18 protein-coding genes, 1 tRNA gene and 2 pseudogenes are annotated in these 20,205 nt (G+C 71.9%); 6 read left to right on the forward strand and 15 right to left on the reverse strand.

Annotation, left to right across the window (positions count from 1 at the left end):
- Positions 1-176: 176 nt before the first annotated feature.
- From OG802_RS12350 to OG802_RS12365, 4 genes and pseudogenes are all read right to left on the reverse strand, one after another.
- Positions 177-1,553: a thioester domain-containing protein gene (locus OG802_RS12350; RefSeq protein WP_329409998.1), complete on the reverse strand. Its 1,377-nt coding sequence runs from the start codon at positions 1,551-1,553 to the stop codon at positions 177-179.
- Between the two features lie 563 nt (positions 1,554-2,116).
- Positions 2,117-2,569: pseudogene (locus tag OG802_RS12355) on the reverse strand (single-stranded DNA-binding protein); the annotation flags it as partial.
- 351 nt (positions 2,570-2,920) lie between these two features.
- Positions 2,921-5,026 carry a YfjP family GTPase gene (locus OG802_RS12360; protein WP_443055224.1) on the reverse strand — a complete coding sequence of 702 codons (2,106 nt, stop codon included), beginning with the start codon at positions 5,024-5,026 and terminating at the stop codon, positions 2,921-2,923.
- Positions 5,027-5,173: 147 nt separating this feature from the next.
- Positions 5,174-6,784 carry a dynamin family protein gene (locus tag OG802_RS12365; RefSeq protein WP_329410004.1) on the reverse strand — a complete coding sequence of 537 codons (1,611 nt, stop codon included), beginning with the start codon at positions 6,782-6,784 and terminating at the stop codon, positions 5,174-5,176.
- Between the two features lie 320 nt (positions 6,785-7,104).
- On the opposite strand from OG802_RS12365, the gene OG802_RS12370 reads away from it, so the two are divergent.
- Positions 7,105-7,177, forward strand: a tRNA-Arg gene (locus OG802_RS12370).
- A 180-nt stretch (positions 7,178-7,357) separates the two neighbouring features.
- Here the strand turns inward: OG802_RS12370 and OG802_RS12375 are convergent.
- Both OG802_RS12375 and OG802_RS12380 read right to left on the reverse strand, forming a co-directional pair.
- Positions 7,358-7,555: a hypothetical protein gene (locus tag OG802_RS12375; RefSeq protein WP_329410006.1), complete on the reverse strand. Its 198-nt coding sequence runs from the start codon at positions 7,553-7,555 to the stop codon at positions 7,358-7,360.
- A 376-nt stretch (positions 7,556-7,931) separates the two neighbouring features.
- Entirely contained in the window at positions 7,932-8,345 is a 414-nt protein-coding gene (locus OG802_RS12380) for a hypothetical protein (RefSeq protein ID WP_329410008.1), read from the reverse strand.
- 779 nt (positions 8,346-9,124) lie between these two features.
- On the opposite strand from OG802_RS12380, the pseudogene OG802_RS12385 reads away from it, so the two are divergent.
- Positions 9,125-9,364, forward strand: a pseudogene (locus OG802_RS12385) (UTRA domain-containing protein); the annotation flags it as partial.
- A gap of 131 nt (positions 9,365-9,495) precedes the next feature.
- On the opposite strand, the gene OG802_RS12390 reads toward OG802_RS12385, so the two are convergent.
- The 7 genes from OG802_RS12390 to OG802_RS12420 form a co-directional block, all read right to left on the reverse strand.
- Positions 9,496-9,822, reverse strand: coding sequence for a hypothetical protein (locus OG802_RS12390; RefSeq protein WP_329410010.1), 327 nt, complete (start codon positions 9,820-9,822; stop codon positions 9,496-9,498).
- A 154-nt stretch (positions 9,823-9,976) separates the two neighbouring features.
- A complete protein-coding gene (locus OG802_RS12395) occupies positions 9,977-10,270 on the reverse strand; it encodes a hypothetical protein (RefSeq protein ID WP_329410012.1) in 294 nt (97 codons plus the stop codon).
- A complete protein-coding gene (locus tag OG802_RS12400) occupies positions 10,267-10,542 on the reverse strand; it encodes a hypothetical protein (protein ID WP_329410014.1) in 276 nt (91 codons plus the stop codon). The genes OG802_RS12395 and OG802_RS12400 overlap by 4 nt, the downstream gene beginning before the upstream one ends.
- 278 nt (positions 10,543-10,820) lie before the next feature.
- Entirely contained in the window at positions 10,821-11,828 is a 1,008-nt protein-coding gene (locus OG802_RS12405; RefSeq protein ID WP_329410016.1) for a hypothetical protein, read from the reverse strand.
- A 517-nt stretch (positions 11,829-12,345) separates the two neighbouring features.
- On the reverse strand, positions 12,346-12,873 hold the full coding sequence (locus OG802_RS12410) for a DUF6584 family protein (RefSeq protein WP_329410018.1): 528 nt from the start codon (positions 12,871-12,873) through the stop codon (positions 12,346-12,348).
- Between the two features lie 206 nt (positions 12,874-13,079).
- On the reverse strand, positions 13,080-13,904 hold the full coding sequence (locus tag OG802_RS12415; protein ID WP_329410020.1) for a 4'-phosphopantetheinyl transferase superfamily protein: 825 nt from the start codon (positions 13,902-13,904) through the stop codon (positions 13,080-13,082).
- Positions 13,905-13,954: 50 nt separating this feature from the next.
- Positions 13,955-14,335 carry an S-adenosylmethionine decarboxylase family protein gene (locus tag OG802_RS12420; protein ID WP_329410022.1) on the reverse strand — a complete coding sequence of 127 codons (381 nt, stop codon included), beginning with the start codon at positions 14,333-14,335 and terminating at the stop codon, positions 13,955-13,957.
- A gap of 551 nt (positions 14,336-14,886) precedes the next feature.
- Between OG802_RS12420 and OG802_RS12425 the strand changes: the two genes are divergently transcribed.
- The 4 genes from OG802_RS12425 to OG802_RS12440 all read left to right on the forward strand — a co-directional run bounded on the left by OG802_RS12425 (position 14,887) and on the right by OG802_RS12440 (position 18,613).
- The gene (locus tag OG802_RS12425; RefSeq protein WP_329410024.1) at positions 14,887-16,821 is read left to right on the forward strand and encodes a GNAT family N-acetyltransferase; all 1,935 of its coding nucleotides are present in this window, start codon (positions 14,887-14,889) and stop codon (positions 16,819-16,821) included.
- Positions 16,818-17,900: an FkbH-like protein gene (locus OG802_RS12430; RefSeq protein WP_329410026.1), complete on the forward strand. Its 1,083-nt coding sequence runs from the start codon at positions 16,818-16,820 to the stop codon at positions 17,898-17,900. The genes OG802_RS12425 and OG802_RS12430 overlap by 4 nt, the downstream gene beginning before the upstream one ends.
- Positions 17,897-18,175: an acyl carrier protein gene (locus tag OG802_RS12435; RefSeq protein ID WP_329410028.1), complete on the forward strand. Its 279-nt coding sequence runs from the start codon at positions 17,897-17,899 to the stop codon at positions 18,173-18,175. Before OG802_RS12430 ends, OG802_RS12435 begins: the two co-directional genes overlap by 4 nt.
- A 141-nt stretch (positions 18,176-18,316) precedes the next feature.
- A complete protein-coding gene (locus OG802_RS12440) occupies positions 18,317-18,613 on the forward strand; it encodes a chaplin (protein ID WP_329410030.1) in 297 nt (98 codons plus the stop codon).
- A gap of 98 nt (positions 18,614-18,711) precedes the next feature.
- On the opposite strand, the gene OG802_RS12445 is transcribed toward OG802_RS12440, so the two are convergent.
- Entirely contained in the window at positions 18,712-19,578 is an 867-nt protein-coding gene (locus OG802_RS12445; RefSeq protein ID WP_329410032.1) for a tyrosinase family protein, read from the reverse strand.
- Positions 19,562-20,074, reverse strand: coding sequence for a tyrosinase family oxidase copper chaperone (locus tag OG802_RS12450; protein ID WP_443055226.1), 513 nt, complete (start codon positions 20,072-20,074; stop codon positions 19,562-19,564). The genes OG802_RS12445 and OG802_RS12450 overlap by 17 nt, the downstream gene beginning before the upstream one ends.
- Positions 20,075-20,205 lie beyond the last annotated feature (131 nt).

Consider the following 20,205-nt stretch of genomic DNA (forward strand, 5'->3'; position numbering starts at 1 on the left):
TGTGGCCGGAGTCGGTGCAGTCGTCCGGTCGGGGTCGTGCGGTCGAGTCGTGTGGCCGGAGTCGGTGCAGTCGTCCGGTCGGGGTCGTGCGGTCGAGTCGTGCGGCCGGAGTCGCTTCAGTCGTCCGGTCGGGGTCGTGCGGTCGGAGTCGGTTCAGTCGCGGGGTCGGGGTCGGTTCAGTCGTGGGGCTGGGTTTCCTTGCGGCCGATCAGGATCAGGGCCGCGCCGCCGATGATCACCAGGCCGATGGCGGTGCCCGCGATGAGGGGGGTGGCGGCGCCGCCGCCCGTCGCGGCGAGGTCGACGCCCTGGTCGGTGGAGGCGCCGCCGACCGTGGCGGGGCTGGGCTCGCTGAGGGTCTGGGTGGTCAGGCCCGCGGTCTCGTCGGCCCGGGTTCTGCAGTCCAGGACGCCGGTGAAGCGGTAGCCGACGCCTTGCGGGTCGTCGATCGTGAAGTCGTAGGCCTGGTCCTCCTGGAGCGGGATCGTCTCGGTGCGGGACGCGCCGGCCGGGATGGCGTGGTCGACGCCCATCAGCTCGTAGACGAAGGCTTCGTCACCTCGGTTGACGGCGGTGAGGTCGACACCGCCCTTCACGCAGTTCTTCGCCGCGGACAGCGCCGGGAGGGCGCCCTTTCGCGCCCAGGCCGCGCCGGCCGTCGCCGACACCGTCGACTCGCTGGAGCCGGCCAGGATCTGGGTCTGGCTGCGGCTCTCGGAGGTGAACGCGCGGCCCACGGGGACGGTCGTCGAGGCCTGCACGGTCAGCGCGGCCGAGCCGGGGACCGCGTCGGCGGGCACGTCGAAGAACAACTGGCTGCCGTCCGTCGCGGACGTGACCACCTTGCCGTCCTTGCCGACGATCCGCACCCCGCTGGTGGCGGCGTCCGGCGGAGGCGAGACCGTCACGGCGATCGCTCCGGTGTGCACGGTCACCGGGCCGAGCAGCTCGCCGGGCCGGCCGGAGACGGCGGGCGCGTCGAGGGTGAGGGAGCCACGGGGTTCCGCCACCGGGCGGGCCGCCTTCTGGAGGTAGTCCGCGAGCCGCTCGGCCCGCGGTCCGACGGCGTCGACGTCGGCGCCGTCCGAGTAGCGCCAGATGGCCACCTGGGTGCCGGCGGCGGCGTCCTGCTCGGTGAGACCGCCGTCGATGCCGGCCTTGCGGGCGAGCGAGGCGAGATCGTTCACCTGGGGGTAGGAGTTCTGCAGGATCCAGCGGATGCGCCCCGCGTTCCGGTTGGCGGCGAGGGACGTGCCGCTCCACGGCGTCTCGTGGTATCTGGCGTCCCGCTGCGTGGGGTTGTAGAGGTCGACGCAGTAGGTCTGCAGGGTTCCGCCACCCTCGACGGACATCTCGAACAGACCGGCCGACACCTCCTGGTCTCCGCCGTCGGCGTGGATCACGGCCGCGCCGTAGGTCTTGAGGCCGCCTATCGTCGCGGTGGCCCCTCCCTGACTCTGCGTCATCTCGGCGGCCGTCGCCGTGTCCGCACCGGTGACGACGCCCACCGCGACGAAGCCGGACACCAACGTCGCCACGGCGAGGCGCACCATGCCTCGTCCGCGCGAGAACCGCGCAGAGAACGAAGAAATCACACAATTCCCCTTCGAGCAGGACCCGTTGACGTGGGGGGCACGGTCCCACCTGCAGAATCTGAAGCTCCGTGAGCCACGTCCGGCATCCTAGAGACGTGGCGCACCACGCTTGCCGGTGATCTCATCGGATCGGCGATCCGACTCGGAATCGTTATCCCCAAGATCGCCGAGCGGCCGGGCTTATCGACAAATACACTCCACGACCCGGAGTTCATTCACCGATAAGCCGCATCCCGGTCAGCGACAGAGCCGGGGGCGCCCTGACGCTGCGTCACCGTTCCGTTCCCTCGCGCAGCGGTTCGTCCCGCGTCGCGCCGGGTCCCCGCTCACGTTGCCGCAGCCACCCCCGCGGCCACCGGCTCATGCCGCCGCCGGGTCTGCGGCTTTCGCTCCGGGGAACCCGCGGAGCCCGCGGCGCTTGCGGCATGGGCGGGATCTGCTGCGCGTGCGGGCTGCGCGGCGTGTGCCGAGGGATCGCGATCCGCGGGGTTCGCGGGCTCTGCGGGACCCACGAGATTCGTGGGACTTGCGGGACTCGTGGGACTTGCGGGACTCGTGGCCGGCGTCTCCCAGTCCGGCTCGGGCCGTGTCGGCGTTCCGGCGGCCTGCTCGGGGCGGCCCGACCTCCGGAACGCCGACGTGCCGCGGGCGAGGTCATGACCGATCGCCACCGCGTCGATGTCCGCCGACGTCCAGCCCTGCTGTCCCTCGCGCGACTCCGTGCGCACCTTCAGCCTGCCCTGCACGACGACCGGGTCGCCGACGTTGAGCGAGGCCATCGCGTTCGAGGCCAGCTGCCGGTTGGACCACACCGTGAAGAAGTTGGTGTGCCCGTCGGTCCAGGCGCTCTTCTCCCGGTCCCAGTAGCGCGAGGTCACCGCCAGCCGGAACCTCAACGACGCGCCCGACGCCAGCTCCCTGAACACCGGCTGCGTCGCCACGTTGCCCACCGCGCAGACCATCGTCTCGTTCATTCGAACCCCTCCCTCACCGGGCGATCGCGCACCCGGACAGGCCTACGGGCGTCTCCCGTACGGCCGAGTCCGCAGCGACGGTCGTGCACCGATGCACCACGCCCCGCCGGCTGACTCACGGCGACCGCGTCCGTCGCGACCGCCGCGAAGCCAGACTGCCTCCGCCGCGCCGGACCCGCCGGGCCCTGTGGATCACCCCCGGCCTGTGGACAACGCCACCACCCGGACGAGTGACACACATCCCCTGGACGGATCACCCCCGTGCATCGCCCGACGGCGCACGCCCGCAAATCGCCGGACATCTCACGCGAGAGGAGCAACGGACGTCTCACTCCCGTCGATCGCCCGCCGTCATCGTGCGCCGGCCGCCACCCCCGTGACCCGTGCGTACTGCTCCCGCACCTCCCGGTAGCGCAGCAGTTCCGAGGCGACCGGGTCCAGGACCCGCGCCCGGCCGCAGCCGGCCGCCGCCTCCCGCAGCCGGCGTTCCGCCTCCTGGCCGTAGCGCCGGGCCGGACCGCGGGCCGCCATCCGGCAGCTCCACTCGACCAGCGGCCCGCCCACGATGCCGGACACCATCAGCAGCACCGGAACCCCGAGATTCGGCGCGAGAACGCCCACGATCTGCCCGACCAGCCACAGACCCCCGACGACCTGGAGGAGCGTCATGGCCGCCTGCGCCATGACGGCCACGGGCCACCACCCCGGCCGCGGCGGCCGGCCGGGCGGCAGACCGGCCCGCGCCGCCAGTTCGTCCAGCGCCTCGGGCAGCCCCTGCGCGCCGCGCACGGCCGCCTCCCGCACGGCCTGCGCCCAGGCCGTGGGCAGCCCCGCCGAGGCCCGCTCGGACAGCGTGCGAACCGCCTGCTCGACGCGTTGCCGCGCCGTGGTCTCCTCGTCGGGCGGGGCGCTGACCGGCAGCCGCCCGGTGGGAGGGTCACGCCGGTCCTGGTGCCAGCGCCACAGCCGCAGCCATGGCGTCCCACACGCGCGGCCCGCGTTGCGCAGCCAGGCGCGCTCGGCCGCCTCACCGGCCGCGGTGGCGCCCACGGCGTCGGCGAGTCGGTCGGCGAACTCGTCCCGCGCCTCCTCGCTGAGCCCGGTGCGCCGTCCGGTGGCGTACACGGGACGCAGCCGCCATGCCGCGGTGTCCAGGTCGGCCGAGATGCGGCGTGCGGCGGCACCGCGCTCCGCGACGAACTGGCCGAGCAGTTCCCGCAGTTCCGGCAGACCGTCCCCGGTCAGCGCGGACAGGGCGAGCACGGTGGCGCCGGGCTCGCCGTACTCGCCGAGGGCGACGCCGTCCTCGTCCAGGAGGCGCCGCAGGTCGTCGAGGACCAGCTCGGCGGCCTCGCCGGGCAGCCGGTCGACCTGGTTGAGGACGATGAACATGACCTCCGCGTGGCCCGCCATCGGCCGCAGATAGCGCTCGTGCAGGACGGCGTCGGCGTACTTCTCCGGATCGACGACCCAGATGACCGCGTCGACCAGCCCCAGGACGCGGTCGACCTGCTCCCGGTGCTGGACGGCGGCGGAGTCGTGGTCGGGCAGGTCGATCAGGACGAGCCCGCGCAGCTGCTCCTCCGCGTCCGCGTTCTGCACCGGCCGCCTGCGCAGCCGTCCAGGGATGCCGAGCCGGTCGATGAGGGTCGACGCGCCGTCGCTCCAGGTGCACGCGATGGGCGCGGAGGTGGTCGGCCTGCGCACGCCCGTCTCCGAGATGTTCACCCCCGCGAGGGCGTTGAACAGCTGGGACTTCCCGCTCCCGGTGGCGCCCGCGAGGGCGACGACCGTGTGCTGCCCCGAGAGCCTGCGCCGGGCCGCCGCCTCGTCGAGGACCCGGCCGGCGCGGGCGAGCGTCCTGTTGTCGAGACGGGCACGGGAGAGCCCCACGAGCTCGCGCAGGGCGTCGAGCCGGGACCGCAGGTGCCCGTCGTAGACGAGCGGAGTCGAGGGCAGCGCCCCGCCGCCTCCGCCGCCTCCGCCGCCACCTCGGCTTCCTCCGCTTCCCGCTCCTCCGCCCGCGCCCCCTCCGGCCGTCCCGGCGCTCCGGGCCTCCTTGGCGGCGGCCTGCTCGGCGGCGGACGCCTCGGTCACCCTGCGGGCGATGAGACCGTCGTCCCAGGCCGCGCCGTCCTCCGCCGGCGAGTCGGTCCGCGCCCCCTCGCCGGGGTCGGCGTCCGACGGGGGGACCGCGCCGGGCACGCGCGCGTGGTGGGCTGCCTCGCGTTCCGCACGGTCGCGCCGCTCGGCGCGTCCCTCCCGCGCGCGGGACCGAGCCTCGGCCGCGTCCTCCTCCTCGTCCTCGTCACCGGCGTCCGTCACCGGACGCGCACTCCGCTCGGACGTTCCCCGCTCCTGCTCCCCGCCGTGCCCCGCGTCCCCGGTGTCCGTCGCGTCCCGGGCATCCCCCTTGCTGTCTGCGCTCCCGTCGACGCGCTCGTCCCCGTCGCCCATGGGACCCCTGCGGGCCCCCTGATCCGAGTGATCGGAGTGATCGGAGTAATCCGAGTGGCCCGAGTGGTCCCTGTGGCCGGAGCGATCCGAGTGGTCCCTGTGGTCCGTGTGGTCCGTGTGGTCCTGGTCAGTGACGGCGGTCACCGGTCACCTCTCCTTCTGCAGTACGGACAGCGCGGCGATGAGTTCGGCCTGGGGTTCAGGGTGGACTTCGAGTCCGTCGAGGGGGGCGAGCCGGCGCTCGCGCTCGGTGTGCATGACGCGGTCGAGGTGCTCGGCGAGCAGACGTCCGGCCCGGTCGCGCAGCCGCAGGGCCCCGTGCGCGCCGATCCGTTCCGCGAGCCCCTCGCCCGCCGAACGCGCCCTGCGGCCGCCCAGCAGCGCGGTGGCGACGAGGGCGGCGACGGCCTCGGGATCGGGCGCGACACCGCGTTCCAGGGTGCGCACCTCGTCCTCGGCGTACTCGTCGAGTTCGCGCCGCCAGCGTCGTACCGCGAGGCCGATCCGGTGCTCGACGCTCTCCGGATCGGCATCGTCATGGGCCGTCAGCTCCGGGGCTCGCGCCGCCGGTTCGCGCCGCCATGCCTCGTCGACGCGCTCGTCGGCGGCGGCGACCGCGCACAGCAGGAGCGCCGCGAGGCTCTCCGAGAGGGCGTCGAGGAGCTCGCCCGCGGTGCAGTCCAAGGGGAAGGCCCGCCAGCGCTTGAGGGCGTCGCCGGCGAGCACGGCGCCGCTCTGCAGCCGGCCCCGTACGCGCGTGTACTCGCTGTCGTACGCCGTCTCGACCGCCGAGGTCAGCCGCAGGGCCGCCGCGTACTGGGCGGCGGCCGCGCCCGCCAGTTCGGGCATGCGGGCCTTGAGGGAGTCGAGCACGCCGTGGGCCGTGCGGGTCAGCGCGTAGCGGCGGGCGCCGGAGTCCTGGGTGTGATGGACCAGCCAGGTTCGCAGCGACGCCACCGCGGTGGCCGGAAGCAGCCCGCCGCCCCAGGCGGACTCGGGCAGTTCGGGAACCGTGAAACGCGGGACGTCCCCGAGCCCGGCCTTGGTGAGCAGGGCGCCGTACTGCCGGGACACCTCGGAGACGACCTGGTGGGGCACGCGGTCGAGGACGGTCACGAGCATGACGTCGTACTCCTTGGCGGTGCGCAGCAGATGCCAGGGCACGGCGTCGGCGTAGCGTGCGGCCGTCGTCACCATCACCCAGATGTCGGCGGCGCAGATCAGTTCGGCGGCGAGGACGCGGTTGTCGGCGACGAGGGAGTCGACGTCGGGTGCGTCGAGCAGGGCGAGGCCGGGCGGGAGCGTGTCGGCGGTCTCGATGCGCAGCACGCGTCTGCCGTCCTCTCCGGGCAGCAACAGGTCCTCCATGGACTCCTGACGGTGCGCCCACACGCGGGTGAGGCCGGGCAGCACGCGCATGCCGCTGAACCAGTGCTGGTCCTCCGGATGGCACACGAGCACCGGTGTGCGTGTCGTCGGCCGCAGCACGCCCGCCTCGCTGACACGCCGCCCCACCAGGGAGTTGACGAGGGTGGACTTGCCTGCGCCGGTGGACCCGCCCACCACCGCGAGCAGCGGGGCCTCCGGCTGCCTGAGCCGGGGCACCAAGTAGTCGTCTAGCTGGGCGAGGAGTTCGTCGCGGTTGGCACGCGCGCGTGGGGCGCCCGCCAGGGGCAGCGGAAAGCGTGCGGCGGCGACACGGTCGCGCAGGGCGGAGAGTGCGTCGAGCAGCTGAGGCCGTACGTCCAAGGTCACCACACGCGAAGAATGCCCAATTTTAGGGGATTTATGAAGCATATAGGCATGTCTGCGCGCCGATAGGACACAACGGACGGAAGGCACGACTGGGACAGAGGCGCAGGCTAGGCATAACGAGTGCACAACACCCGTGTCGCGGGACGCCAAAAGCGATGCATGATTCGCACCTGCCTGCGATTATCAGGACCGCTTCACCGAACCTCCACATTGAGCCACGGAGGCGAAGCAACCGGGACAAGGAACCGGGAGCCCTATCCTTGTCCCCGGCAGCGTGACGGATCAGCCCACACCCGGGCAGCACGTACGAGGCCACCACACCGGCCCCCGTAGCTCAGTGGATAGAGCAGGCGCCTTCTAAGCGCTTGGCCGCAGGTTCGAGTCCTGCCGGGGGCGCAAGTCTCCGCCCTCCCTTTGGGAGGGCATTTTTGCTGGTCAGAGCACGTTTCACGCAACACGACAAAGCCCCGGCCACTCCCCCGATGATCATGGGCAGGGTCCGGGGCTGTCCGGCTGTAACCGGGTTTCCGCGGGTGGCTGTGTCGAATACGTGTCGAGGTTTTCGGCGAGAAGCCTTCAGCTCGCGTCGGCCGGCTCGGGGAGATCTCCTGCGGCCTCCAGGCACTTTTTCAGGTCAGGCAGCTGCCCCTCGACGCACCGCGCGTAAGTGGCCAGCAGGACCGGCACGCTGTCCCCGGCCCACTCGGTTACCTGGGCGGGCGGGATTCCGTCGAGGTGCCATGTGGTGAGGCGCGTGTGCTGGTTGTCGTACACACGCCTCCCGGTGGGTGAGTTGAAGACGTGCGGGGGCGGTACGGCCTTGTGCGCACTGCGCCACGCCCGACGGTGACAGCCCCCGCAAGGATGCCGCCCGTCTCCCCCTGGAACAGCAGATCACCGGGCTTGAGCTGCTCGTCCTCGATGCGCTGCCGCAGGACGCGCGTCAGGGCGGGATGCCCCGGCACGGTGCGCGTCTCGCCCTCGGCGCGGCCCTTGAGATCGCGCCCCTGGCGCCGCCACACGGGAACGAGGGGCCTGTGACCTGAGCAGGTCACAGGCCCCTCGTCATGTCCTGCGGTGAGGACGCCCGCGGCCAGACAGGTGCGAGGATGCCGCAGCGGTGACACCGCTCGCGTGGCTGTCGGCGTTGTCAGGCAGATGGCGGGAAGGGATGGCAGGGCTCGTTGGCGGCCGGGGGCTCGTTGGTGACCTTGCAGAGGTGGGCCGACGGGCCCCGCACGCCGGCTGACCACTTCACGCTGGGCGTCGTGACGTCATAGGTGCCCGGACCGCAGTGCGTGCGGGATGAGACGTAGGTCCGCGGTTCCTGAGGCTTTCCGATCCATACGCTGACGCTGGCCTGCACGTAGTAACAGGCCGTCGGGTCGGTGACGGTCAGCTTCCCCGAGAGCGAGACCTCGAAGGTGTCGGAGGTGGTCAGGGTGCCCTTGAAGCCGGCACCCGGGATTGCCAGGTTCTCCGGCGTGGACTGCGCTGCCGTGGCGGTTCCGGCGGTGAGCAGCAGTGTGGCACCTGCCGCGGCGGCAACCAGAGTCTTGCGCATGATGGGTGTCCTTTCGGTCGCTGCGGACGATCAATGCGGGCAGCAGGGACCTTAGGAAGCCCCTATATCCTCGCGATATCGATGAATCGCCAGCCGTGTTCCCCTGTCGTCTCCTGTGTGGTCAGCAGCGACAGGGATGTGGCGGAGTCGGATGGTCCAGCGAGGTTCGACTGGGGCCGGCGACCGTAGGCCTGGCGGGGATTCACGGTAAGAGCAGTCGAGCCCGACGTAGCCGCACGTCAGCCGTTCGCCCCGGTCGGCACCCGAGCCAACCCCAAGTAGCCACAGCTTGCCAACTGAGGGTTTACCGCCCGCGTTGACCTCATCGGTAGTGCCCTCAGTCTCAGCGGTGGTCGGCGAGAGCACCGGGGAGGGGAGCCGCGGTCGCGACGCGCGTGATGGCCAGAACTGGCGCGGCGGAGTTGGTGCGCAGGGTCGATGACTCGTCCGGCGTCGGCGGGCGGACGGGCGGGCGCAGATCGTTTCCCGGACAGCAGCCGGCGCAGGGCCGAGTACGGCGAATTTCTTGACTGCCTCCGGACACGGGGATTCGTCGTCGAGCACTCCGGCTGGCACCAGGTCGCGGGGGAGTGGATACGTGCCAGTCCGTGCGATGAGTGCCCTGGTGACTGATGCGGAAGAAACTCCGCGAGTGAACTGCCCGTCGGCACCCTCAGCAGCAAGGTCGTCAGGTATCCGTCAGCCTGAATCGTGGCGGTGCGAACGGTGACGCGTAGGGCCACTTCGGCGGCGGTCCACGGGTCCAGCGTCCCCCAGCCGCCGACGTACATGATCCGGCGGAGATCGCGGCACGGCTGGGCATCGCGGAGGGCGAGCTGTGCGTCCGCACGACGTACGAGTTCCTGGCGGACGGCAGGCCCGTTCAGCTGTCGACGAGTTGGGAGCCGTACGACCTCACGGCCGGCACTCTCGTCGCCCTGCCCGAGGGAGGGCCACATGCCGGGGCGGGCGTCGTGAACCGCATGGCCGCGATCGGCATCACCGTCGGCCACACCCTCTCCCTGCGGAAACGCTGCGGGGTTCTCCGATGTCCGGACGCACATCGCTGTGAGAGCAAGCGCCTTGACTGTCCACGATCGTGGACGCATACCCCGACAGGCAGTTGCAGTTCGAGCCGGCGGATGCCTGGCTACCGCTCCTCGTCCAGTACCTGGGCAGCCGCGCGTGGGTCCATGAGGTTGGACCACGCCTGTTCTGCCGGGAGCAGGCCCCGCTCGGGCAGGGCGTACTCCGGATACCAGCCCTCAGCCTCGCAGCCGGGTACGTTGCGCAGGATCAGCACGGTCAGGTTCGGCGGAACCGAGCCGGTGATCCGGACGGCGAGGTAGGTCTCGTGGCCGTCGTCCGCACGCACCTGGAGACCAAGGGTGAGGGTGTCGAACTCGCCTATGTGCTCACGGCCGTCGCGCAGCGTGGCGTGCGCCAGGTCCAGCAGAGTCGCCCGCAGGCGGCGCACGAAGCGGACACCGGCCTCGGCGCGGTGCCGGACATGGTTCTCGCGTGCGGGCAGGAGGTGAGCGGTGTGTGTCGCGGTCTTCAGCCCGTCAGAATGTCCCGCGTTGTAGCGAGCCCGGACGGCGCGGCCGTCGGTCTCCAGGGCTGCATAGAAGTCATCGCCCGAGCCGTCCTCGCGCCGACCCGCCGCGACCAGCCACGGCAGATCGGCGTCCAGCCATACCGCACCGCGCCGTCACTGCACCGACCTTGAACAGCACCTGGTCGTCCACGGACCGGATGCGTTCGTGCTTGCCGTCCTCGTCCGCGAACTGCTCGGACGCCTTGGCCGGCACCGGGTGGTCGATCTCGTCCAGCGGCACCGTGACCGGCGGCACCGCCAGGCACAAATCCTCGCGTAAGCAGCGCGTCGTCGGGCGGGCCGGGCGCAGCGGGCCGGGTCCGCTCATTCCTCGATTCCCCCGACCGCGTCGATCTCCTCTGCGGTCAGCCCGGTCAGCAGCATCACATCCGACTTCAGCGAGCCATCCAGCACACTGAGCGCCTCCACCATGCCGGACCGCAGATCCTCACGGCGCTGCTCCAGATACACCCGGACCGCATCGGCCACCAGGTCTTTCTTCGTCAGCCCCAGAAAATGAGCCCCCTGGCTGATCAACTTGTCCGTCGCCGGGTCCACCTTCAGCGGGGACTGGCGTACCGGCTTCGCCGCCGTCGTCATCGTCAACACCTCCCAGGCCGTAGCACCTAAGTACCTCAAGGTCGCGCTGCGCAACGCCCTGACCTCCGCCACGCCTCGGTCCCCCGTGCCCTCAGCCCGGAGCGCAGACGAACGCGCCGCATAAAGCCTCGACGGTCGCGGCCGGCCTACTCGTGGTCACGTTGGAGGCACAGAGACCCCCGAGACGCACGCTGACGGGGCACCTTGCATGAGGTGCCAGGCCCCGCCGTCAATACTTTCGCCGAGCACAGGGCTTGCGTATGCGCGCTTGCTTGTGATCAGCGAGGCCGGCGTTCCCTGAGTGCCTTGCGGGCCGTCTCCGTACGGACTGCTCGGTAATAGAGCGGCCCCACGTAGGAGTACCGCCACGGTAGTGCGTCGGTGAAGCCGTCGACCTGACGGAACTGCTCCCTGGCCGCCCTGTACCGGCCCTGTCGGTACAGGAAGTACCCCAGGAGGTGTCGTACCTCCGGAAGCCTCGGGTGGTTCGGTTCAGCGAGTGCCGCGTCAGCGAGCGCCGTGTCAACCATCTCGCGTACTTGCGGGCTGCGGAATCCGGTATCGCCCACCTCCTCCGCATGGTTCTCGTACCAGGCGATCAGGGGCAGCGCAGCCAGCAGGCTTCCTGGCGGCGCACTGGCCGCCGCTTTCTCGGCGAACTCCCGCGCGAGCTTCTTGGAGCCTCGCCATTTCGCGGTCCAATACTGGAGGGCACTCATGTGCGCTTCAAAGTGATGCGGCGCACGGGTCGTGATCTCGGACCACAGGGCAAGCATCTCCCTGTTGCGGTAGCCCAGTCCGAGCGCCCTCCAGATTTCCGCGACAAGCGGAGAGGGGTCGTCAGGGCTCAGTGCGCAGGCCTGCTCGATATGGTCCTGCGCGGCAGACAACTCCCGGTGGAATCTCTCGAACCGGCTCCGCGACGTGTACTGCGCCAGCGCCTTGCCCCTCAGCTTCCACGCGTACAGGACTTTGGTGCGCGCCACCACGAGCGCGGAGTCCGGGTCTCCGGGGCGGGCCTTCTGCCATGCCTTCAGCCAACGGTCGCTCTTTCTGGCGGCGAGGTACCCCAACCGCTGGGCGTACAGGGAGCGGCGCTCCCAGTCCTGACCAGCGTCCTCGAAGAGCTGGGCGGCGGGCTCCCAGCGCCCTCTGGCAGCACCCCTGCACGCGCGCTGTAGTGCGACATCGGGGCCGGCGAGGCGGGAGTTCTGCCATCGCATGGGTAACAGGCCGTACCAGAGCCAGTACCAAAGCAGCAGGCCGGCGGGGACAAGAGGTGTCATGGCTGGGCCAATCCCATCAGAAAACCGTCGCGAGGCACAGAGCGGGGTGGCGGTAGTATCGCCCGCCGCAAGGCGGAGGCCGGCATGCGGGGCGCCGTCCACACAGGCCGCACTCCCTGGGATCCCGCTTGGGCCTGTCGGCAGTCACATGATCCGCCGGACAGGCCGCAGCAGTCAGCGCGCCCGCCACGTTTGCTGACTGGGCTTCCGGCTGATACTCGAGCACGGTCAGGTTCGGCGGTACGGAACCGGTGATCGGGACGGCGAGGTAGGCCTCGTGACCGCCGTCCGCACGCACCGCCGCATTCGTGTCGAAGGCACCGCACGCCCACGGACGGCCGACTGCCGCCGCTCGTCCGGCACTTGGCTGCCGTGCGCGGGGCCGTGAGGGTTGGACCGCGCCCCTTCGGGCGGGGCGTGTCCCGCTCGCCGTGAGGCACAGGTTCTTGCCGTGGGCGCCGCAGCGCGGCTTGGGGTGAGGCCGGGCCGGGCAGGGCGGGCCGGGGCGGATTCCGGATCAGGTGAAGAGAGCCACCAGGCCGTTCACCCAGATCGCCAGGAACACGAGGGCCGCCGTCAGGCAGCCGAGGCCTGCCAGCACGCCGCCGATCGTCCATGGCTTGGCCGGCGCCTCGTGGCCGCCCTCCGGGTCGTCCCGGTAGGAGGCCGGGTCTTCCCAGTGGACGGGGTGGCCCGACTCCTCGGCGCAAGCGGTCCGTACCGCGACCAGTTGCTCCGCCGCGAAAGCCGTCGGGGCCTTCGTCTCGGAATCCTGCCAGGCGAGGGCCTTCATTCGCTGCCAGGGAGAGCGGTACCGCGCCTCGAAGGCGGCGTTCTCGTCGGCGTTGCGGTCGCTTTCGAGGTACATCCAGCGTCCGGCCTCGGCGGCGTCGCCGTAGAGCCGGTAGACCTCGGCCAGACGTCTACGAAGCGTCAGGTCGTGCGGGTACGACGAGACGAGGCCGCGCAGGCGCTGGCGCGCGACGGGGATCCGGCCGGCGGCCAGGTCCGCGTCCACTCGGGCAAGGGTCTCTCTCACGGGCATGAACGCATGATCGAGTAGCGCAGTGGCGGACGTCGACCTGGTTTCGATGCTCCGTCCCCGTCCCGGTCCACGTCTTCCTTCGTCCCCGTCCCCGTCCAAGTCCCCGTCCCGGTCCCCGTCCCGGTCCACGTCCCCGTCCCCGTCCCCCGCCCACCTCCTCCTCCCCGCCCACCTCCTCCTCCCCACCCACCTCCTCCTCCCGGCCCTCACGCCTCCCGTGCCGTGTCCGGTGCCATCGTTTTCCAGTCCCGGGTCCGGAGGTACTCGGCGAGTGCGGCCGAGCCGTCGCGCAGGGTGATGTGCACGCCGTCCGGCGGCGCCTCGTCGCCCTCGGTCGCGGGGGCGCCGGAGTTCGTGACCGCCACCGCCGCGGGATGCGTCCCGTGCGCGAGCAGGTCTGTCAGGGTCATGTGGGGCGGGGCGGCGGAGGCGGGGGCGAGTTGGCCGGGCCAGGTGAGCACCGTCGGGGGGTGTTCGGGGTCGGACAGTTGCAGGGCGCGCAGGGGTACGCCGAGTCCCACTCCGAGTGCCTTCAGCACGGCCTCCTTGCGGGTCCACGTGCGCAGGAAGGCGGCCTTGCGGGCGGCGGGCGGGCGGCGGTGCAGTGCGGCCAGTTCGGGGGCGGCGAGGGCGACGCGGGCGGCCGTGTCCACGTCGAGGCCGAGGTCCGCGTCCTCGACGTCGAGGCCCACGCGCCCGTTCTCGCAGACGGCGACGCCGATGACCGTACCGCTGTGCGCGACGGAGAAGTCGGGCCACGGTCCGCCCCGCGGCGGCGGTTCCAGACGGACCTTGCCGTGCGGGCCGCCGCAGCGCGGGCACACGCGGCGCAGGGGGACGTCCGCCGCCGGCATGCCCAGCGGTCCGGCCAGGGCGATCCGGCTCAGCGCACAGCCCACCAGGAACCGTCCGCGGTCCGCCGGGTCGACGGTCGCGTCGTGGCGGCGGCGCTCCACCGGGTCGAGCAGCGCCAGGAGTCCTGGACGGGCGTCGGCCAGAGCGGCCCACCACACGTGCACGGGCACGGGCACGGGATGTCCTGGCACGGCGTCTCGTCCCGGCGGCGCGGGGAAGGGAGCGGTCAGTGCACGGCGCGCAGCATGCGCGTCACGTTGATGCGCGTCGGCGAGAGGCCGAGTTCCACGCTCTGCATCATGCGCTCGCCGTTCAGCCGGCCGTAGGCGAGGAGGTCCACGTTCGCCAGGCTGAATTCGGGCCAGGTGTGAATGCTCAGGTGCGAGGCGGAAAGCAGGAGAATCGCGGTGACGGCGCCGTTCGGGAAAACGTGCGACGCCTCGCCGAGCACCGTGGCGTTTCCCTTTTCGGCGGCCGTGCGCAGCACCTGGAGGAGGCGCTCCTCGTCGGTCAGGATGCTGTGGTCGCTCACCCAAACGTCGACCGCATAAGAGCAGAGGTCGTCGACGTTTATGCCTTCGGTGGCGAGGCTGGAGGAGTTGGTCATGGGGAACCGGGGGTGACGAACCGCTGCCCCCGTCTCCTTTCATATAGGCGCTCGATCGTGCCCAGAGTAGCATCCGGGGCGCAGGAGGGCTCGCGCGCGCGGTGCGTCAAGGGGGCCGGGGGGCGTCCGGCGCATTCGGCGGAGAACCGGTCCGGCGCCTTTCGGGAGGCATTTCCCTTTCACGTCCGGGAGCGTGCAGGAAGTTTCCGGAAAACTCTCGGAAAGTTCTGGGAAAGTTCTCTGGAAGGTTGCGGTAGGTCCTCAGAACGTCTTCGATGAGTTCCCGGAACGTCTTCGGTGAGTTCCCGGAACGCCTTCCGGAATCGCCATGGAAGACATTCGAGGATTCTGCCGCGCGGACGTCACGCGATTACGTCCTGGGCGGGTGAATTCCGCCTCGTTCCGCTCTCGTTTCCCCGTGCCGGGTGCGGGACCGGACGGCTCTCCACCAGCCCGTATACTCGATGGTCCCGGAATCCACAGATCAGTTTGCCTGGAGCAGCATTGTGACCAACGCGCGTCGGCACCCTCGGAGCACCCCCGCCGATTCCGTGCTCACGGACGTCGCGGACGCCGTCCGGCTCCAGGAGGGTCCGCCCGGAGTGCGGTCCGTCCTGCGCGCCCTGCGCCGCCTCGCCCCGGCGTCCACGAAGGAGCTGAGCCGTGCGACGGGCCTGCCCGTGCCGATCGTGGCCGCCCTCGGCAACGAGCTGCGCCGCCGGGGTCTCGTCACGGAGTCGCGTCCGTCGCGGCTGACCGATGCCGGCGCCGATCTGGTCGCCCGGCTGGGCATGGACCTCGTCCTCGACGCCACCTGCCGCGCCTGCGACGGCCGTGAGCTGGTCATCCCCGACGTGCTGGACGAGGCGGTGACGCGGCTGCGCGCGCTCACGGAGTCCGGTCCCGCCGCCGACATGGCGATCGACCAGTCGCACTGCACGGCCGAGACGAAGGTGCGCCGGGTGCTCGCGCTGCTCACGGCGGGGGCGCTGCCGGGCGGTTCGCTGCTGCTGATCGGTGACGACGACCTGGTGTCCCTGGCCGTCGCCGTGGTGGGAGACGTGCTCGGCGGGCCCATCGTGGAGCGGGTGACCGTCGTGGACATCTCGCCGGAGATCCTCGATCACATCCAGAAGACGGCGGCCGGGCTCGGCACCCGCGTCGAGACCGTCCAGCACGATCTGCGCCGTCCGCTGCCCGCCGAGCTCCACGGGCAGCACGACGTCGCCATGACCGACCCGCCCTACACGCCCGAGGGCGCCCGGCTCTTCCTCTCCCGCGCCGTGGAGGGGCTGCGGCCCGGTCCGGCGCACAGCGTCTTCTTCTCCTTCGGCGGCAAGAGCCCGGACGAGATGCTGGAGGTGCAGCGGGAGATCATGGAACTCGGCCTGGTCACCAACGGCTACGTCCGCAACTTCAACGAGTACGAGGGCAGCGGCATCCTCGGCGGCGTCGGCTTCTTCCAGCACCTGCTGACCACCACCTCGACCGCCTCCCGGCAGGGCGAGTTCAGTGGCCCGCTCTACACCGGCGACAAGCGGACCCGGCAGCGCGAGTACACGTGCGCGGCGTGCGACGCGCGGATCCGGGTCGGCCCCGGCGCCCGCTGGACGTCGGTCGCCGCGCTGCGCGAGGACGGTTGCCCGCAGTGCGGCAAGGGACCCTTCCGCCCCGGCCGCCTGGTCCCGGCGGAGGAACCGCCGGCGCCGGCCGCCGAACCGCAGCCCCCGGCCCAGCCGCCCGCCACCACCACCCCGGCCTCGGCAACGCCGGCTGCCGACACTCCGGCCGCCGCCGTCTCGGCCCCCGTCGCTCCCCCCACCCCCCTCGCCGCCCCCGCCCCCGCCCCCGCTGCTCCGGTCGCGCCCGCGCCGCGCGCGTACGGCTGGCGTCCGCCGGAGGAGGCCGAGCGTGCCGCGCTCGCCGAGCGGGCCCGGCCGTACGTCACCCGGCAGGCCGACGAGCGCGATCTGCCGGCCATCGGACGGTTCGAGGCCGAGATCGCCCGTGTCTCCTTCGGCGAGGACGCCATCGACGACCCCGCCCGCTGGGAGTCGCGCCTCGGCCGCGCCATGGAGAAGTCCAAGGAGGGCATGATCGTCGCCCACCGCCCCGGCGAGGAGCCGGTCGGCTGGTGCTGGGTGAGCATCAACCAGAACGCGATGACCGGCGACCGGTACGCCAACTTCCGCTCCCTCGCGGTCTCCCCGCTGGACAACCGCGGCGACGTCGCCGAACTCCTGCTCACCGCGGGCCTGGAGTTCTGCGCGGCCAACGGCATCACGGAGGTCGTCGGCAGGGTCCATGTGGGCAACGTCCCGATGCGCACGGTCTACCGCAAGTTCGGCTTCGATCCGACCAGCCTGTCGATGAAGCTGTTCCTGCCGCCGAAGGGGGAGCAGGAGAAGGAGAAAGAGAAGGAGAGGCAGAAGAGGCAGGGCGGGGAAGCGGCGCGGGGGACGAACGCGGAGGGCGGCGCGCGATGAGCGGCGCGGAGGGCATCGACCCGGACCGGGTCAAGTGCGTCGTCTGGGACCTCGACGGCACCCTGTGGGACGAGGTCGCCGTCGAGTCGGCCACCGACGCGCTGCCCACGCCCCGCCCCGGCACGCTCGCCGCGATCGACGCGCTGGCCGCCCTCGGCGTGCTGAGCAGCATCGCGAGCCGCAGCGCCCCGTCGGTGCTCGACCGGCTGGAGACCGTGCCGGCGCTGCGCGAGCGGTTCCTGGCGCCGCAGGTGTCCTGGCAGGACAAGAGCGAGTCGCTGCGCAGGATCGCCGGGGAGCTGGGCATCGCGGTGGACGCGCTGCTCCTGGTCGACGACTCCCCCTACGAGCGGGCCGAGGTCGAGGCGCTCCTGCCGCAGGTGCGCACCCTGGCCCCCGAGGACGTCCCCGCGCTGCTCGCCGCGTTCGAGGGCCGCGAGGTCACCCCGGAGTCACGGGAGCGGGTGCGCCGCTACCGCACCGAGGAGACCCGCCGGGCCGAGGGCGAGCGCTTCCAGGGCTCGCGCGAGGAGTTCCTGCGCTGGTGCGACATGCGTCTGACCGTCGGCGCGGCGACGCCCGGCGAGGTCCCCCGCGCGCTGGAACTCGCCGCCCGCACCCACCGTCTGAACTCCTCCGGCCTCACCCCCGACCGGTTGCGCGAACTGGCCGCCGCGCCCGGACACGAGCTGTTCACGGCCCATATGACGGACCGTTTCGGCGAGTACGGCGTCATCGGCGCCGCCCTCGTCGACCGGACCGCCGCCGCCTGCTGGTCGGTGCCGCTGCTCGCCCTGTCCTGCCGGGTCGCCGGCCGGGGAGCGGCCGCGGCGTTCCTGTTCCGGCTGATGCGGCGGGCCCGCGAGCGGGGGGCGTCGGAGTTCCGGGTCATGCTGCGCCCGACGGACGCCAACCTGGAGATGCGGATCCTGCTCCGCCAGGCGGGTCTGCGCCGCGTGGACGTCCCCGGCGAGGGCGCGGCCGCCGATTCCGCGGTCCTGGGCCGGAGCCTGGACGACGAACTGCCCGAGCCGCCCGCCTGGCTGCGGGTCGCCGAACGAGAGGACGCCGAGGCGTGACGGACACCCTGGACCGGGGCGCGGTGGAACGCGAGCTGCGCTCGATGATCGCCGAGGCGGCCCGCCTGGACGAGGCGTTCGTCGCCGGACTGCCCGCGGACACCGACCTGTTCGGGCCGCGGATCGGCCTCACCTCGCTGGCCGGGGTGACCCTGCTGGGCGCCGTCGACCGGCGTTTCGGGGTGGATGTGGCCGCGCTGGACCTGAGTCTGGACAGCCTTCAGTCGATCGCCACCCTGAGCGACTTCGTCGCGGCCCACCTCCAGCCCTCCTAGCCACCCGTCTGTACGTCCACCCTGTTCAAAAAGGGTGATCCCTGCGGTCGTGCCGTGACCCGGTGGGAACGGCGGCGTTGAACGGGAAGTGCGACGGCGCCCCCTGCCGCCGCACGAACCGAATCAGCTAAGGAGAACGTGATGTCTCGCATCGCGAAGGTGGCCGCTGTTGCCCTCGGCACCAGCGCCGTGGTGGTCAGCGGGGCCGGCCTGGCCATGGCGGACGCGGGTGCCAACGCTGCTGCCATCGGCTCGCCGGGTGTCCTGTCGGGCAACGTCGTCCAGGTTCCGATCCACATCCCGGTCAACGTCTGCGGCAACACCGTCAGCGTCATCGGTCTGCTGAACCCCGCGTTCGGCAACACCTGCGCCAACGTCAGCGACCACGGCAAGGGCGGCGGCGACAAGCACGGCGGCCACAACGGCTACGGCGACTGAGCAGCCTTTCCCAGAAAAGAGCCCCGGCACCTCGAGCGCCGGGGCTCTCCCCCTTTTCCCTTTCCCCTGCCTCCGTCCGTGGGGCGTACCGGTGGGCGTCAGGCGTAGCGGTAGATGTGGGAGACGTCCTCGAGTGCGTCCGGGGTCACGTTCCAGGGGGGCAGCTTCTCGTGGCGGGCCACGATCCGGCGGTACTGGCGGCTGCTCGGGCCGGGCGGCTCGGCGGGGAGGTAGCGGTGCTCGCGGTGGCGGCTCTGCCAGCGGGTCCACAGCAGGTCGACGAAGGCGTGGTGCAGCCAGAACACCGGGTCGTTGACGGAGGCGCCGCCGAGCATGACCCCGCCGACCCACCGGTGCACCCGGTTGTGGTTGCGCCAGGCCGCGCTGCCCGAGCCGGAGCCCCAGCCCTCCAGCCTGTTGCGGAAGCCGCGGGCCACGGTCGAGTCCCAGGGCGACACGTCGTAGACGGGGTCGGCCAGCGCCGTCTCCACGTCGCTCGCGCCGGGCAGGTCGATGGGGGCGGCGGCCCGGCCGAGGTCGCGGGTGAGGAACTTGCCGTCGGTGACGTTCTCCTTGATGGTCCAGTCGCCGGTGGCGTACGCGAACGGTCCGGTCGTCACCTGGTGGTCGGAGCGGCGTCCGTTGCCCCCGAGCAGGTCCTTCGTCCAGGGCGCCGCGGTGGGGGCGCGGTCGCGCGTCCAGTCCCAGTAGGGCACCGTCACCGACGGGTCGACCCGGCGCAGGGCCGCCTCCAGGTCGAGCAGGAACCTGCGGTGCCAGGGCAGGAAGGAGGGCGTCATGTGGGCGCTGCGCAGACCGCCGTCGCCGTCGGAGACGTAGTGGTCGATGTGCATCCGCACGAACGCGTCGTACTCGCCTCTCTTCTTGACCGCCAGCAGTGCGTTCACGAAGCGCCGTCGCTCGGCGCCGGTGAGCGTGCTGACGTCCTTACGGATGTAGGCCATGGTGTCCCCCCATGTGCGTGTGGTGGTGTGCCGGACCGTCCTCGCGCAGCCGCTCCCCCGGGCTGAGCCCGTCGACGGCGGCGCGGACCGCCTCCAGCGGGGTGGCGTACGAGCGGTAGTGGTCGACCATGCTCAGCCAGGTGCCGTCGGCGCGGCGCATCAGGTGCAGCGGGCGGCCGTCGACCGTGACCTCCCAGCGCGCGCCGGCCGCGGCGACCCCTCCCGACGAGGTGAGGACGCCGTGGATGCGCCGGCCCCGGTAGGTCTCGTCGAACGAGGAGGCCGGGGGACCGCCGTCCGCCGGGCGCAGCGGCCGGGAGGCGGCGACGACCGGGGCGATGGCGAGCGCCGCGGAGCCTCCGAGCAGTCCGCGCAGCAGGTCCCGGCGCCGTGCTCGGCGGGCCGGCCCGGATCTGGCCGGACCCGCCACGGCTGCCGGAACTGCCGCAACTGCCGGGACTGCGCTCACGGGTGCTCCGTCGACGCTGGCGACCATGGTGTGCTCCTCGTCCGGGACGGTGGTCCGGTGCGGTTGTCTGTGGGGCTAACCGCCGGGAGGGCCGCCTGGTCACCGTCTGCGCCCGAACGGCCTGTTCCGGCGGCCGGTTCCGGAGGCCTGTTCCGGGG

This window comes from Streptomyces sp. NBC_00704, assembly GCF_036226605.1.
GTDB lineage: Bacteria > Actinomycetota > Actinomycetes > Streptomycetales > Streptomycetaceae > Streptomyces.

What these genes read in the sequence shown, in the direction of transcription:
- OG802_RS12410 (WP_329410018.1), bottom strand. Translation starts at nt 12,873, where the DNA reads ATGCCCGTGAGAGAGACCCTTGCCCGAGTGGACGCGGACCTGGCCGCC.
- OG802_RS12440 (WP_329410030.1), top strand. Translation starts at nt 18,317, where the DNA reads ATGTCTCGCATCGCGAAGGTGGCCGCTGTTGCCCTCGGCACCAGCGCC.
- OG802_RS12430 (WP_329410026.1), top strand. Translation starts at nt 16,818, where the DNA reads ATGAGCGGCGCGGAGGGCATCGACCCGGACCGGGTCAAGTGCGTCGTC.
- OG802_RS12395 (WP_329410012.1), bottom strand. Translation starts at nt 10,270, where the DNA reads ATGAGCGGACCCGGCCCGCTGCGCCCGGCCCGCCCGACGACGCGCTGC.
- OG802_RS12420 (WP_329410022.1), bottom strand. Translation starts at nt 14,335, where the DNA reads ATGACCAACTCCTCCAGCCTCGCCACCGAAGGCATAAACGTCGACGAC.
- OG802_RS12450 (WP_443055226.1), bottom strand. Translation starts at nt 20,074, where the DNA reads ATGGTCGCCAGCGTCGACGGAGCACCCGTGAGCGCAGTCCCGGCAGTT.
- OG802_RS12360 (WP_443055224.1), bottom strand. Translation starts at nt 5,026, where the DNA reads ATGGGCGACGGGGACGAGCGCGTCGACGGGAGCGCAGACAGCAAGGGG.
- OG802_RS12445 (WP_329410032.1), bottom strand. Translation starts at nt 19,578, where the DNA reads ATGGCCTACATCCGTAAGGACGTCAGCACGCTCACCGGCGCCGAGCGA.
- OG802_RS12400 (WP_329410014.1), bottom strand. Translation starts at nt 10,542, where the DNA reads ATGACGACGGCGGCGAAGCCGGTACGCCAGTCCCCGCTGAAGGTGGAC.
- OG802_RS12380 (WP_329410008.1), bottom strand. Translation starts at nt 8,345, where the DNA reads ATGCGCAAGACTCTGGTTGCCGCCGCGGCAGGTGCCACACTGCTGCTC.
- OG802_RS12350 (WP_329409998.1), bottom strand. Translation starts at nt 1,553, where the DNA reads ATGGTGCGCCTCGCCGTGGCGACGTTGGTGTCCGGCTTCGTCGCGGTG.
- OG802_RS12405 (WP_329410016.1), bottom strand. Translation starts at nt 11,828, where the DNA reads ATGACACCTCTTGTCCCCGCCGGCCTGCTGCTTTGGTACTGGCTCTGG.